Annotated in this window: 11 protein-coding genes; 2 read left to right on the forward strand and 9 right to left on the reverse strand. The window is 72.4% G+C overall.

What is annotated here, in order from left to right; all coding sequences use genetic code 11:
- The 4 genes from rplU to Q0L15_RS24160 form a co-directional block, all read right to left on the reverse strand.
- Positions 1–258, reverse strand: a 258-nt coding sequence (gene rplU, locus Q0L15_RS24145) for a 50S ribosomal protein L21 (protein ID WP_296607401.1), incomplete at its 3' end; no start/stop codon positions are given.
- A 170-nt stretch (positions 259–428) separates the two neighbouring features.
- Positions 429–3,734 carry an Rne/Rng family ribonuclease gene (locus Q0L15_RS24150; protein WP_366939651.1) on the reverse strand — a complete coding sequence of 1,102 codons (3,306 nt, stop codon included), beginning with the start codon at positions 3,732–3,734 and terminating at the stop codon, positions 429–431.
- A 342-nt stretch (positions 3,735–4,076) separates the two neighbouring features.
- The gene (locus tag Q0L15_RS24155) at positions 4,077–4,802 is read right to left on the reverse strand and encodes a TIGR03936 family radical SAM-associated protein (RefSeq protein WP_296607402.1); all 726 of its coding nucleotides are present in this window, start codon (positions 4,800–4,802) and stop codon (positions 4,077–4,079) included.
- Positions 4,803–4,834: 32 nt separating this feature from the next.
- Positions 4,835–6,022 (reverse strand): winged helix DNA-binding domain-containing protein, encoded by a 1,188-nt coding sequence (locus Q0L15_RS24160; protein WP_296607403.1) that lies wholly within the window; start codon positions 6,020–6,022, stop codon positions 4,835–4,837.
- A gap of 51 nt (positions 6,023–6,073) precedes the next feature.
- Between Q0L15_RS24160 and Q0L15_RS24165 the strand changes: the two genes are divergently transcribed.
- Positions 6,074–7,267 (forward strand): MFS transporter, encoded by a 1,194-nt coding sequence (locus Q0L15_RS24165; protein WP_296607404.1) that lies wholly within the window; start codon positions 6,074–6,076, stop codon positions 7,265–7,267.
- 40 nt (positions 7,268–7,307) lie between these two features.
- Here the strand turns inward: Q0L15_RS24165 and Q0L15_RS24170 are convergent, their stop codons facing one another.
- The 3 genes from Q0L15_RS24170 to Q0L15_RS24180 form a co-directional block, all read right to left on the reverse strand.
- Complete coding sequence (locus tag Q0L15_RS24170; protein ID WP_296607405.1) at positions 7,308–9,308, reverse strand: TIGR03960 family B12-binding radical SAM protein; 2,001 nt, start codon at positions 9,306–9,308, stop codon at positions 7,308–7,310.
- A gap of 92 nt (positions 9,309–9,400) precedes the next feature.
- The gene (locus Q0L15_RS24175) at positions 9,401–9,592 is read right to left on the reverse strand and encodes a hypothetical protein (protein ID WP_296607406.1); all 192 of its coding nucleotides are present in this window, start codon (positions 9,590–9,592) and stop codon (positions 9,401–9,403) included.
- Between the two features lie 26 nt (positions 9,593–9,618).
- Positions 9,619–11,253 carry an MDR family MFS transporter gene (locus tag Q0L15_RS24180; protein WP_296607407.1) on the reverse strand — a complete coding sequence of 545 codons (1,635 nt, stop codon included), beginning with the start codon at positions 11,251–11,253 and terminating at the stop codon, positions 9,619–9,621.
- 50 nt (positions 11,254–11,303) lie between these two features.
- Here Q0L15_RS24180 and Q0L15_RS24185 point away from each other — a divergent pair, with 50 nt between their 5' ends.
- Positions 11,304–12,407, forward strand: coding sequence for an ionic transporter y4hA (locus tag Q0L15_RS24185; RefSeq protein WP_296607408.1), 1,104 nt, complete (start codon positions 11,304–11,306; stop codon positions 12,405–12,407).
- Positions 12,408–12,423: 16 nt separating this feature from the next.
- On the opposite strand, the gene rodA is transcribed toward Q0L15_RS24185, so the two are convergent.
- Both rodA and Q0L15_RS24195 read right to left on the reverse strand, forming a co-directional pair.
- A complete protein-coding gene (rodA, locus tag Q0L15_RS24190) occupies positions 12,424–13,599 on the reverse strand; it encodes a rod shape-determining protein RodA (RefSeq protein ID WP_296607409.1) in 1,176 nt (391 codons plus the stop codon).
- 1 nt (position 13,600) lies between these two features.
- Positions 13,601–14,082, reverse strand: a 482-nt coding sequence (locus Q0L15_RS24195) for a penicillin-binding transpeptidase domain-containing protein (protein WP_296607410.1), incomplete at its 5' end; no start/stop codon positions are given.

The raw sequence follows: 14,082 nt of genomic DNA on the forward strand, positions 1-14,082 counted from the left end.
CTGGCGCTTCTTGTAGCCGGTCTTGTTCTTGTACTTCTGGATGACGATCTTCGGCCCCTTGGTGGCGCCGAGGACCTCGACCGTCACCGACGCCTTGTCGAGCGCCTTCGCGTCCGAGGTGACGGACTCGCCGTCGACGACGAGGACCGCCGGGAGCTTCACCGAATCACCGACCGCCGTGGCGACCTTGTCGATCTCGATGACGTCGCCCACGGCAACCTTCTGCTGCTTGGCGCCTGCGCGCACGATCGCGTACACCGCGGTCTCCTTCGTCGTGTTTCTGGTGTCTGTGTGTTGCGTCCGGGACCTGGGGCACACGCACCGCGGCGCCACACAGGGACAGGCACGCCTGGACGCACCGAGGATCCATACTACGGACCCCGCTCCCCATCGGCAAAACCGCAGCCCAGGAGCGGGCGCCTGAGCCCTCAGCGCTTGCGCGAGCCCTTCTTCTTCACCGGGACGTGCTCGATCGTCTCCTGCTCGACCGCGGCGTCGCCGGGCTCGGTCACGGCCGTCCCGGGCTCCACCGTCCCCGTGACGGGCGGCGCGCCGACGCTGCCGATCGCGCCCGGAGGCGCGGTGTCGGCGACCGGGCTCACCTGGGCCTCGGCCACCGGCGGACCGGCGGGCCGGCTCGCAGCGCGGCGCCGGGTGCGGGTCACGACCTTCGGCGGCTCCGGAACGGTCTCCGGGGCGACGGTCTCCTCGGCCGGCGCCTCCTGGGGCTCGAGGACGGCCTCGACCACCGGCTCGACCACGGGCTCGACAACCGGCTCGACAACCGGCTCGGCCACCGACGCGCCGGCCGGCTCGAGGTCGGCTGCCGGGGCGTCGAGGATCGGCGCGACGGCGGCCTGCTCGCCGGCGGGCTCACCGACCGGGGTCGGCGTCCCGGCTGGACGGCTCGCGCTGCGCCGGCGGGTGCGGGTGACCACCTTCGGGGCGGCAGGGGCGCTGGTCGTACCCTCCGCCGTCGGCTCGACGGGCTGGGAGGCCTCGACCGGCTCGACGCTCGGCCGCTCCGGGGTCTCCTCGGCAGCGACCGGCGGCGTCGGTGCCTCGGTGCTGTCGTGACCCTCGTCCTCGGCCCGCTCGGGGCCCTCAGGAGCCTCGGGGCCCTCGGGGCGCGCCATCGCGGCGAGGTCCTTGGGCGTCGGCGGCTTGGGGCTCGCCGGTGCACCGCTGTCCTGGTCGGAGCCGCGTCCGCGACCGCGACTGCGGCGGCCACCACCGCCACCGCCACCGCCACCGCCACGCCGGGACTCCTCGTCGCCCCGCTTGGGCTCGACGGGAGCCTCGCGGACGATGACGCCGCGGCCCTGGCAGTGCTCGCAGTTCTCGCTGAAGGCCTCGAGCAGGCCGGTGCCGATCCGCTTGCGGGTCATCTGCACGAGACCGAGCGAGGTCACCTCGGCCACCTGGTGGCGGGTGCGGTCGCGGCCGAGGCACTCGACCAGACGACGCAGCACGAGGTCGCGGTTGGACTCCAGCACCATGTCGATGAAGTCGACGACGATGATGCCGCCGATGTCGCGCAGCCGGAGCTGGCGGACGATCTCCTCCGCGGCCTCGAGGTTGTTCTTGGTGACGGTCTCCTCGAGGTTGCCGCCCGAGCCGGTGAACTTGCCGGTGTTGACGTCGACGACCGTCATCGCCTCGGTGCGGTCGATGATCAGCGAGCCACCCGAGGGCAGCCAGACCTTCCGGTCCAGGCCCTTGGAGATCTGCTCGTCGATGCGGTACTCCGCGAACACGTCGGCCTTGCCACCGGCACCGTCGGGCCCGGGGTCGTAGCGCTCGAGGCGGTCCTGGAGGTCGGGTGCGACGTGCTGGACGTAGCCCTGGACGGTGTCCCAGGCGTCGTCGCCCTGGATGACCAGCTTGGAGAAGTCCTCGGTGAACAGGTCGCGAACGACCTTGAGCGTGAGGTCGGGCTCGCCGTAGAGCAGCTGCGGGGCGCTGCCCTTGGCCTTGCCCTCGATGTCCTCCCAGCGGGCCTTGAGCCGCTCGACGTCGCGGGTCAGCTCCTCCTCGCTGGCGCCCTCGGCCGCCGTACGGACGATCACGCCCGCGGTGTCGGGCACGATCTCCTTGAGCAGTGCCTTGAGCCGGTTGCGCTCGGTGTCGGGCAGCTTGCGGGAGATGCCGCTCGTCGTGCCGTCGGGGACGTAGACGAGGAACCGGCCGGCCAGGCTGATCTGGCTGGTCAGGCGGGCGCCCTTGTGCCCGATGGGGTCCTTGGTGACCTGCACCAGCACGGACTGGCCCGAGCTGAGCACGGACTCGATCTTGCGGGGCTGGCCGTCCTTGTGGCCCAGCGCCGACCAGTTGACCTCACCGGCGTAGAGCACCGCGTTGCGGCCCTTGCCGATGTCGATGAACGCCGCCTCCATCGAGGGGAGCACGTTCTGCACCCGGCCGAGGTAGACGTTGCCGATCAGGGAGGTCTGCGACTCGCGGGCGACGTAGTGCTCGACCAGCACCCGGTCCTCGAGGACACCGATCTGGGTGAGGTCCTCGCGCTGGCGGATGACCATGACGCGGTCCACCGACTCGCGGCGGGCGAGGAACTCGGCCTCGCTCACGATCGGGGCCCGGCGGCGGCCGGCCTCCCGGCCCTCGCGTCGACGCTGCTTCTTGGCCTCGAGGCGCGTCGAGCCGGAGACCGCGGTGATCTCGTCCTCGGCCGAGCGGCGGCTGCGGACCCGGGTGGTGGTGGTGCCCTCGGCGTCGTCGCCCGCACCGGTGTCGTCGCCCGAGCGGCGGCGGCGCCGGCGGCGACGCGAGCTGCCCTCGCCGGACTGCTCGCCGGACTGCTCGCCGCCCTGCTCCTCACCCTGCTCGCCGGCCTCCGTGGTGGACTCACCCCGCTCGGCGCCGTCGGCGGCGTCACCCGAGCCCTCGGCGTCGCCCGCGCCCTCTCCGGAGTCGGATGCCTTGCGGCGCCGGCGACCACCGCGGCGGCGCCGGCGGCGTGCGGTGCCCTCCCCGGTCTCGCCCTCGGAGTCGGTGTCGTCCTGCTCGTCGGTCTGCTCGTCGGTCTGGTCTGTGCCCTGGTCGCCGGCCCCCTCGGCGTCGACGCCCTCGACCGGCGTGGTGGCCTCGGCGTCCTCGACAGCCTCGAGGTCCTCCCCGTCCGGGGCGGACGACGCAACGGCGGCCTTCTTGGTGGCGGCCTTCTTCGCGGTGGTCTTCTTCGCGGCCGTCTTCTTCGCGGCGGCCTTCTTGGTCGCCTTCTTCGCGGGCTCGGGTGCCTGGAACAGCACGGCCGGCGCCGCGGCCGACTCGACGGACGGCTCGACGGAGAGCTCGGCACCGGGCTCGGCGAGCGCGTCACCGTGGGGCGGCGTGGCGCTGCTGTCGAGTGCCTCGACGGGCACCGCTGCGGCCTTCTTGGTGGCCTTCTTGGCGGTGGCCTTCTTGGCCGGGGCCTTCTTCGCCGCCTTCTTGGCGGTGGCCTTCTTCGCCGGCGCGTCGGTGGCGGCCGGGTCGAGCACGGCGTCTCCCGACGGCGCCGGCAGCGAGACGTCGCCCGCAGCCGCAGGCGTGTCGGCCGGCGCGTCGGCGGGTGCGGCCGCCTTCTTCGCGGTCTTCTTCGCCGCGGTCTTGCGCGCGGGGGCCTTCTTGGCCGCCGCCTTCTTCGCCGGGCGCTCGGTGGGCGCCTCCGGCGCCCCGTCGGACGCCGCCGGGACGTCGGTGGGTTCTGCTCCGGGCTGGAGGTCGTCGGGCATCTGTGTGCTCCTAGGCCCGCGCGCTGGGCGCTCGGGCGAGTCCGACGTCGCCCGCCCGGGTGTTCAGAGCCGGCGACGCAAAGCCTGTCGTGTGGCGGCGACACCCTCCGCGGTGCGTCACCGGTGCACGTCGTCTCGCCTGCCGCGGTCGCATGGCCTGTGTCCTGAGGACTCGCGGTGGGTCGCTGTCACCGACCTACCGGGCCGCGTCGCGGTCTGGTGAGACGAACGTCCAACCAGCGTGCCGACCCTGGGTGGGCCGGCGAGAACGTCGTCGGATCGTTCCGAACAGGGTGTCCGGGCCGATCACTGGGAGTATCGCACACCTCGGCGCGAGGGTCGTCACCCTCGCATGCGCAGCGGGTCGCCGATCTCACCGGTCCCGGGGTCGAGAGGCCCCTGGGAGAGGCGGGTGAGCAGCGGCGCGCCGCCGGTCGTCAGGCCGCCGACGGAGGCCAGCCCGGCGAGCACGTCGTCGGGGCGGACCGAGGGCACGCCGTGGCGCAGCACGAGGTCGAGCCGGGCGCCGCCCTCCCGCGGCTCGGCCGACAGTGCGACCACCGCGGCACGGCAGTCGAACTCGCGCAGCCCCTTCTTGGTCATCCGCTGCACCGACACGCTCTCGGCCGCGAGGAACGCCTCGACCGCGGAGCGGGCCTGCTCGGGATCGACCTCGAGGTCGAGCAGCCAGTGGCTCGCCTCGAGGAGGTCGGCGAGCGAGCCGCCCGCAGCCTCGACCACGTCGACGACGTCGACGACGTCGAGCCCGTCGGGCAGCGACTCCTCGAGCGCCCGGCGCACGACCTCGGGGTCCTGGACCTCGGCGAGCCCGATCTCGACGTACTCGGCCTCGCTGGCCGCGCCGGTGGGCGCCGCGCCCGCGTAGGAGATGCGGGGATGGGGGTTGAAGCCCGAGGAGTAGGCCATCGGCACCCGGGCCCGGAAGATGGCGCGCTCGAACGCGCGGCTGAAGTCGCGGTGGCTGGTGAAGCGCAGTCGGCCGCGCTTGGCGTAGCGGATCCGGAGACGCTGGACGGGCGGGGCTTGCTGCTCGGGCTGGTCACGCACCGGCCCAGGCTAGGACACTGCTCAGCCGGGTCCTACGGCGACAGAGCCGTCTTCATCGCCGCCGACGGGTAGACGGTGCTGACCCGGTCGCCGTCGAGCCAGGCCGTCAGCCGGGACGCCTCGGCCTCCAGCGCCGCGACACCGTCGGCGCCGACCTCCTCGAGCAGCCGGACCACCACCACGCCGTCGGGGTCTTGCACCCAGCAGCCGACGACCCGGCCCTCCCACCACGCGGTGGTGCCGGCGTTGCCGTTGGTGTCGAAGAGCATCGAGGCGTGCGGGCCGAGGTAGAAGGCGCGCTCCTTCCAGCCCATGACCGTCGGGTCGAGGACCGGGAGGAGAGCCGCCCACGGCGCGAGCGGCGGCTCGGGCTCCTCGAGCAGCGGGTCGTCGGGCAGCACCCACCCCTCTCCCCCGGCCTCGAGGGAGACCTGGACCGCCCCCAGGTCGGCGAGGGCGGCGCGGACGGCACCCTTGGTCGAGCCGAGCCACCAGACCAGGTCGGTCTCGGTGCCCGGACCGAAGGTCCCGAGCCAGCGCCGGACCAGCTCGGCGTAGCCCTCTCGCTCCTTCATGGCCTCCGGGACCGCGCCGAGCCAGGTCGCCATCGCCGCCCATCGCGGCCTCGAGGTGCGCCAGTGGCCGTCGTTGCGACCGCGCACGATGAGCCCCTCGACGCCCAGCTGGGTCAGCACCCTCGGCGCGACGGAGACGTTGGCGGCGTACTTGCCCTTGCCGATGTCGAGGCGGCCGGCGAGCTCGGGCACCTGCTCGCGGAGCTCCTGCGCGGACAGCTCCGTGCCGTCGGCGAGACGGGCGAGGACGGCAGTGCGGGCGGTCGCGAGCCAGGCGGCGCCGTCGGAGGCGAGTCCGGCCTGCTGGACCACCCTCGCGAGTGGCCCCTCGAGCGTGCTCGCGACCCGGGCCGAGACGCTGCCCCACGCCGCCGGGAGCAGGTCGCGTGGGAAGACGAACAGGGTGCGGCGCATCGCGAGCTGCTTGACCAGCGTGCGGTCGGCGTAGAGCGCACGGTCGATGTCGGCCACCGAGAGCCCGTCGACCCGCGCCCACAAGGAGAGGTAGACCGTGGCGGGCTCGGTGGAGTGCAGCACGGTCATCGCCCGGGTCGCCGCGTCCGGGTCGGTGGCGCGGTGGCCAGGGGCCAACGCGTGCCGCCGTCCCAGTCGCGCCCGGCGCTCGGCGTCGCTCACCACTCGCATGACCGACATCCTGCCCGCCCGCGCCGACACCCGGATGGGAGGATGGGGCGAGTGAGCACCTCCGCCCGACGTACGTCGGCACTCGTCCTCGTCGGCCTGGTCCTGCTGTCCTTCAACCTGCGCCCGACCGCCGTGAGCGTCGGCCCGGTCCTGGCGGAGGTGCGCGACTCCTTCTCGATGTCCGGACCGATGGCCGGACTGCTCACCTCGTTGCCGGTGATCGCCTTCGCGGTCTTCGGAGCGCTCGCGCCGGCGGCGGCTCGAGCCGTGGGCGTCCACCGGGTCACGCTGGTGGCGATCCTCGCCGCGATCGCCGGCCTCGCGGGCCGCGCCGTCACGCACAGCGAGGCGGTCTTCCTGGTGCTCTCGCTCGTGGCGCTGGGCGGGATGGCGATGACGAACGTGCTGCTCCCCTCGCTGGTGAAGCTGCACTTCCCCGACCACATCGGCCGGGTCACGGCCATCTACACGACCGCGCTCTCGATCGGCCTCACCGCGGCGCTGGTGCTGACGGTGCCGATCTCGCACGGGTTCGACAGCTGGCGCGCCGGCCTCGGGGCGTGGGCGGTGCTGGCCGTGCTGGCCGCCGTGCCGTGGATCTCGCTGATCGCCCACGACCGCCACCTCGAGCGCGCCCGGCGGACGATCACCTTCGGCGCGGTCGCGCGCACGCCGCTCGGTGTCGCGATGGCGCTGTTCTTCGGGCTGCAGTCGCTGCAGGCGTACGCGATCTTCGGCTGGTTCGCCCAGCTGTGGCGCGACAGCGGCTACTCGGCGGGCATCGCCGGCCTGCTCGCCGGCGTGATCGCGGGGACGAGCATCCCGCTGTCGCTGTGGTTGCCCAACGTCCTCGCCCGCAGCGCCGACCCGCGCCGGGTGCTGTTCGCCGTCATCGCGGCGTACCCGGTCGGGTACGTCGGCCTGATGCTGGCGCCGTACTCGCTCGCGCCGCTCTGGGCGCTGGTCGTCGGCATCGGGACCGTGACGTTCCCGCTGATCCTCACCCTGATCGGCCTGCGCGCCCACAGCCCGGAGGGCACCGCCGCGCTCTCGGCGTTCACCCAGTCGATGGGCTACCTGGTCGCCGCCGTCGGACCGTTCCTCGTCGGCGTGGTCCACGACGCGACCGACGGGTGGAACGCGCCGCTGCTGATGCTGCTCCTGCTCGCCCTGCCGCTGTTCGCCCTCGCGGCGTACGTCGGCCGTCCGATGTACGTCGAGGACCAGCTCGCGGGCTCGCGGTGACCCGGGGTCGGGGCCACCGCGCGGTGGGCGCCCGCGCCCCTCAGACGACGCTGAGGGGCAGGAGGCGCTGGCCGGTGGGGCCGATCTGGATGTCGGTGCCCATGGTGGGGCAGACGCCGCAGTCGTAGCAGGGCGTCCAGCGGCAGTCCTCGACCTCGACGTCGGAGCCGTCGGCGGCCGCGAGCGCGTCCTCCCAGTCGGCCCACAGCCAGTCCTTGTCGAGACCGGAGTCGAGGTGGTCCCACGGGAGGACCTCGTCGTACTCCCGCTCGCGGGTCGTGTACCAGTCCAGGTCGACGCCGGTGCCGGCCAGCGCCTTCTCGGCGGAGCCCACCCAGCGCTCGTAGGAGAAGTGCTCGCTCCAGCCGTCGAAGCGGCCGCCGTCGCGCCACACCTGCTCGATGACCGCGCCGACCCGGCGGTCGCCGCGCGAGAGCAGTCCCTCGATCGCGCCGGGCTTGCCGTCGTGGTAGCGGAAGCCGATCGCGCGGCCGAACCGCTTGTCCTCGCGGACCACGTCGCGCAGCTTCTTCAGCCGCTCGTCGGTGGTCTCGGGGTCGAGCTGGGCGGCCCACTGGAACGGCGTGTGCGGCTTGGGCACGAAGCCGCCGATCGAGACCGTGCAGCGGATGTCGTTGCGCCCGGAGACCTCGCGCCCCTTGGCGATCACCCGCTTCGCCAGGTCGGCGATCGCGAGGACGTCCTCGTCGGTCTCGGTGGGCAGGCCGCACATGAAGTAGAGCTTCACCTGCCGCCAGCCGTGGGAGTACGCCGCTGCCACGGTGCGGATCAGGTCCTCCTCGGTGACCATCTTGTTGATCACCCGGCGCATCCGCTCCGAACCGCCCTCGGGAGCGAACGTCAGCCCCGAGCGGCGGCCGTTGCGGGAGAACTCGTTGGCGAGGGTGATGTTGAACGCGTCCACGCGGGTCGACGGCAAGGAGAGCGAGACGTTGGTGCCCTCGTAGCGGTCGGCCAGGTCGGTGGCGACCTCGCCGATCTCGGTGTGGTCGGCGCTGGACAGCGACAGCAGGCCGACCTCCTCGAAGCCGGACTTGCGGATGCCGTTCTCGACCATGGCGCCGATGGTCCGGATCGACCGCTCGCGCACCGGCCGGGTGATCATGCCCGCCTGGCAGAACCGGCAGCCGCGGGTGCAGCCCCGGAAGATCTCGACCGAGAACCGCTCGTGCACCGTCTCGGCGAGCGGCACCAGCGGCTTGGCCGGGTAGGGCCACGCGTCGAGGTCCATCAGCGTGTGCTTGCGGACCCGGAACGGGATGCCGGGCCGGTTGGGCACGACGGCCTCGATGGTGCCGTCCTCGGCGTAGGCCACGTCGTAGAAGCGGGGCACGTAGACGCCGCCGCTGACCGCGAGCCGGCGCAGCACCTCGTCGCGGCCGCCCGGGCGGCCCTCGGCCTTCCACTCGCGGACCACCTCGGAGATCGCGAGCACGACCTCCTCGCCGTCACCGAGCACGGCCGCGTCGACGAAGTCCGCGATCGGCTCGGGGTTGAAGGCCGCGTGCCCACCGGCGAGCACGATCGGGTCGTCGTCACCGCGGTCGACCGCGTGCAGCGGGATGCCGGCGAGGTCCACGGCGTTGAGCATGTTGGTGTAGCCGAGCTCGGTGGAGAAGCTGACGCCGAACAGGTCGAAGGCGCGCACCGGCCGGTGGCTGTCGACGGTGAACTGCGGGATCGGTCCGTGGGCATCGCCCTCGCGCAGCACGCGCTCCATGTCGGGCCACACGGCGTAGGTGCGCTCGGCGACGATCCAGTCGCGCTCGTTGAGCACCTCGTAGAGGATCTGCACGCCCTGGTTGGGCAGGCCGACCTCGTAGGCGTCGGGGTACATCAGCGCCCAGCGCACGGTCTCGCCCTCGGACGTGGCGGCTCCGCAGTCCCAGTCCTTCACGGTCGAGTTGAGCTCGCCGCCGACGTACTGGATCGGCTTGGAGACCGACGGGAGCCGGGGCTCGAGCCGGGGGAAGACCGACTGCGGCACAACAGACGGGTGGACGTTCGCGGACGCGGACATCTGAACAACCTCGCAGGACAACTGTCGACAGGTGGGCGAAGGATCCAGCGTACGTCGGCCCGCGGGCCCGCGCCGAACTCCCGCCGGATCACTCACTCCGGGTCGGGAGTCAGCTCCTCGAGCGCGGCGAGCGCCTCGCGGGCGGCCGGCAGCTCAGCCTCCGCGAGGGCGATGAGGTCCTCGAGGCCGTGCACGCCGTAGCGGTTGCGCACGTTCTCTACGGCCTCGGCGATCTCCGGCTCGATGTCCCGCTCGACGGCGGGCTCGATCTCGTGGTCGCTCATGTCGTCCATCCAAGCACGACCTCTGATCACGGGCCGTCCGCGACCTCGGCGCGCGCGGCCGCGCTCGCCGACGTCGCCCGCAGCTCGACGGCCGGCAGCAGCAGGAGGATGAGGAACGCGAGCACGCCCACGCCGGCGGCCGAGAGGAAGACCAGGTCCATCGACTCGGCGAAGCCGACCTTGAACGGGTGCGCGATGACCGGGTCCATCTGCTCGATCACCGAGGAGTCGTCCTGGACCTGCGCGACCAGCTCGGGGGTCGGGCCGTGTCCCTCGGCGACGGCCTGCTGCCAGGCGGGCGTGGTGGAGTCGTGGGCGATCGCATCGGCGATGTTGCCCCCCACGCTGCTGAACAAGACCGAGAGGAAGATCGCGACGCCCAGCGTGCCGCCGATCTGGCGGAAGAACGTCGCCGAGCTCGTGGCCACGCCGATCTCGGTCGGCGGCACCGCGCTCTGCACGATCAGCAACAGGGGCTGCATGCAGTTGCCGAGCCCGAGGCCGAGCACGAACATCGCGAGGCCGATCCACACCAGCGACGTGTCGGCGCCGGCGAACGACAGCAGGCCGAGGCCCACGACCATGACCGCGGAGCCGAGGATCGGGAACAGCCGCACGTGGCCCGTGCGGGCGATCACGAGCCCCGAGCCGATGGAGGCGGTCATCATGCCGAGCACCATCGGCAGCATCAGCAGGCCGGACTCGGTGGGCGTCGCGCCGTGCGCGATCTGCATGTAGAGCGGCAGCAGCATGATGCCGCCGAACATCGCCATGCCGACGATGACGCTGGCCGAGATCGTGACGGCGGCCGCGCGGATCCGGAAGATCCGCAGCGGGATCAGCGCCGCGTCGCCCATCGCCCGCTCGGCGAGGTAGAAGCCGATGAGGCCGACGGCGCCGACGGCGTACGCCGTGAGCGACCGGGGCGACCCCCACCCCCAGTCGCGGCCCTGCTCGGCGACGGCGAGCAGCGGCACGAGACCGACGCTCAGGGTCGCCGCACCCCACCAGTCGATCCGCACCTGTCGACGCACGTGGTGGACGTGCAGGGTCGCCGAGACCACGAACAGCGCGGCGATGCCGATCGGCACGTTGACGAGGAACACCCACCGCCAGCCGTCGATGGAGAGGATCGTCGAGCGGCCCGCGAAGAAGCCACCGATCAGCGGGCCGAGGACGCTCGAGGTGCCGAACATCGCCATGAAGTAGCCGGTGTAGCGGGCCCGCTCGCGCGGGGAGACGATGTCGCCGATGATCGCGAGCACCAGCGTGAACAGGCCGCCGGCGCCCAGGCCCTGGAAGGCCCGGAACGCCGCGAGCTGGACCATCGAGTCGGCGAACGAGCACAGCGCCGAGCCGGCCACGAACACCGTGATCGCGAACATGAACAGCTTCTTGCGGCCGTAGAGGTCACCGAGCTTGCCGTAGATCGGCGTCGTGATCGTCGCGGTGATGAGGTACGCCGTGGTCACCCACGCCTGCACCGAGAGGCCGTTGAGGTCGTCGGCGATCGTGCGGATCGAGGTGCTGACGATCGTCTGGTCGAGTGCTCCGAGGAACATCCCGAGCATCAGGCCCGAGAGGATCGTGAGCACCTGGCGGTGGGAGTACTCCCCCGTGTGCGCGGACGTGTCGACCGGCGCGGCGTCGTTGGTTGTCATCGGCAACCAGGGTAGTGGGACCCTCCCCACCGATCCGTAGGGTTTCTGCCATGAGGACGACGAGCGCCCGCCGCCCGGACTGGACGACGTGGGCGCCGGTAATCGGCACGGTCGTGCTCGTGCTCTCGTGGGGCCGCCACCCCGGACCGCTGGCGGCCTCGGTGATCGCGGTCTTCCTCGTCGCGACCGTCCTGGCGGCGGTGCACCACGCCGAGGTGGTCGCCCACCGGGTCGGCGAGCCGTTCGGCTCGCTGCTGCTGGCGGTGGCGGTGACGGTGATCGAGGTCGCGCTCATCGTCACGCTCATGGTCACCGGCAGCGGCGACACCTCCGCGCTCGCTCGCGACACCGTGTTCGCAGCGGTCATGATCACGCTCAACGGCATCGCGGGCCTCGCGCTGCTGGTGGGAGCGGTCAAGCACCACCTGGCGGTCTTCAACCCCGAGGGCGCCGGCTCGGCGCTGACCACGGTGGTCGCGCTGGCGAGCCTGACGCTCGTGCTGCCCCGCTTCACCACCAGCGCTCCGGGCCCGGAGTTCTCCGCGGCGCAGCTCACGTTCGCCGCGGTCGCCTCGCTCGCGCTCTACGGGCTGTTCGTGTTCACCCAGACGGTCAAGCACCGCGACTTCTTCCTGCCGGTCGAGACCGGCCCCGGACCGCGCGACGACGACGCCGACGGGCACGCCGACCCGCCGAGCAACCGGGTCGCACTGACCAGCCTGGCCCTCCTGGCACTGTCGCTCGTCGGTGTCGTCGGGCTGGCGAAGGTGGAGTCCTACCCGATCGAGGACCTGGTCGACGCGGTCGGCTTCCCCCACTCCTTCGTCGGCGTGGTGATCGCGCTGCTCGTGCTGCTGCCGGAGTCGATCGCCGCGGTGCGGGCCGCAGCGCGCAACGACGTGCAGACGAGCCTCAACCTCGCCTACGGATCGGCGATGGCCAGCATCGGCCTGACGATCCCGGTGATCGCCGTGGCCTCGGTCTGGCTGGACGGCCCGCTGGCGCTGGGGCTGGAGCCCATGCAGATCGTGCTGCTGGTGATCTCGGTGGTCGTCGCGGTGCTGACCGTCGTGCCGGGGCGTGCGAAGTCCCAGCAGGGCTACGTGCACCTGGTGCTGCTCGCCGCGTTCGTGTTCCTCGCGGTCAACCCGTGAGGACGGGCGGCGTCCTTCAGGCCTTGAGGCTGAGCGCCGGGCGAGGCGCCCGCTCGACCATCGTGTAGCGCCCCGGCACGGTTGCGGTCGAGCGGACGTGGATGTTCTGCAGCAGCCCGATCGCGAGCATGCCCGCGAACATCGAGCTGCCGCCGTACGACACGAACGGCAGGGGTACGCCGGTGACCGGCATGATGCCCAGGCACATCCCGACGTTCTGGAACGCCTGGAAGCCGAACCAGCAGGCGATGCCCGCGGCGGCCAGCCGCCCGAAGACGTCGTCGGTGCGCGCCGAGATCCGCAGCGCCCGCCAGATCACCACGGCCAGCAGCGCGATGAGCACGCCGGCACCGACGAGGCCGAGCTCCTCCCCCGCCACCGTGAAGACGAAGTCGGTGTGCTGCTCGGGGACGAAGCCGGCCCGCGTCTGCGACCCGTCGAAGAGCCCCTGCCCGAACAGGCCGCCGTTGCCGACGGCGATCCGCGCCTGCTCCACGTTGTAGCCCGCACCACGGGGGTCGAGGTCCGGATCGGTGAACGCGAGGAAGCGATCGACCTGGTACTGCTTGAGGAACCCTGCGGCGACCGCCGCGGCGGCCGCCGTCACCCCGCCGCCGGCGAGCAGCGCCAGCCACCGGCGCGGCGCGCCGGAGACGGCCAGCACCCCGAAGACGGTCGCGGAGAGCACGAGCATCGTGCCGAGGTCGGGCTGGAGCATGATCAGCGCAGCGGGCAGGCCGGCGATCACGAGCATGCCGACGACGTCGCCGTGCGCACCGCCAGGACGCCCGCGCCGGGCGTCGGCGCGCTCGGCGACCCACAGGGCCATGCCGATCACGACCGCGAGCTTGGCGAGCTCCGAGGGCTGGATGGACATCCCGCCGAGCTGCAGCCAGGACCGCGAGCCGTTGATCGTGCTGCCCATCGTCAGCACCAGCACCAGGCCGGCGAGCGAGGCGGCGTAGACCACGGGCGCCACGATCCGCACCCAGCGGTGGTCGGTGGCCAGCACGACGACGAGCAGCACCACGCCGATGACCACGTTGACGACCTGCTTCTTCAGGTACGCCGTGGGGTCGCCCGCGGTGAGGTCGGCGCGGTGGCTGGTCGCCGACCAGACCAGGAGCGTGCCGAGCGTGACGAGACCGAGGACCGCGAGCATCAGGATCCAGTCGAGACGGGGCGTCCGCACGTCAGTCGTCCTTTCGAGCCGGCGGCAGGATCGTGCCGTCCTGCATGAACGTCGGCAGGCGCACGGGCGGTGACACACCGGGGATCGCCGCGCGGGCGGGGTCCACGTCGAGCCCGTCGATGCCGTAGAGCGTCTCCCACACCTTGCGGATGCCCTCGCCGACGGAGCCGGAGCCGGTGCCGCCCTGGCTGATCATCATCACGACCACGTAGTCATCGGTGTAGGAGGCGACCCACCCGGTGGTCTGCTTGCCGTGGACCTCGGCCGACCCGGTCTTGGCGCGGATGACGACCTTGTCGAGCGGGAAGCCCTGCAGCTTCCAGTTCATCGTCCCGTGCGGGTTGGCGGCGACTCCCTTGAGCGCGGAGTCGATGTAGTCGAGCGTGTGCCGCGGGACGTCGACCTTGCCGACCGGCTTGGGGTCGAAGCGACGCACGACCTCGCCGTCGGGGCTGACGATGGCCTTGGCGACGCGCGGGGCGA

The organism is Nocardioides sp., from assembly GCF_024509035.1.
In the GTDB taxonomy this organism is placed as follows: Bacteria; Actinomycetota; Actinomycetes; order Propionibacteriales; family Nocardioidaceae; genus Nocardioides.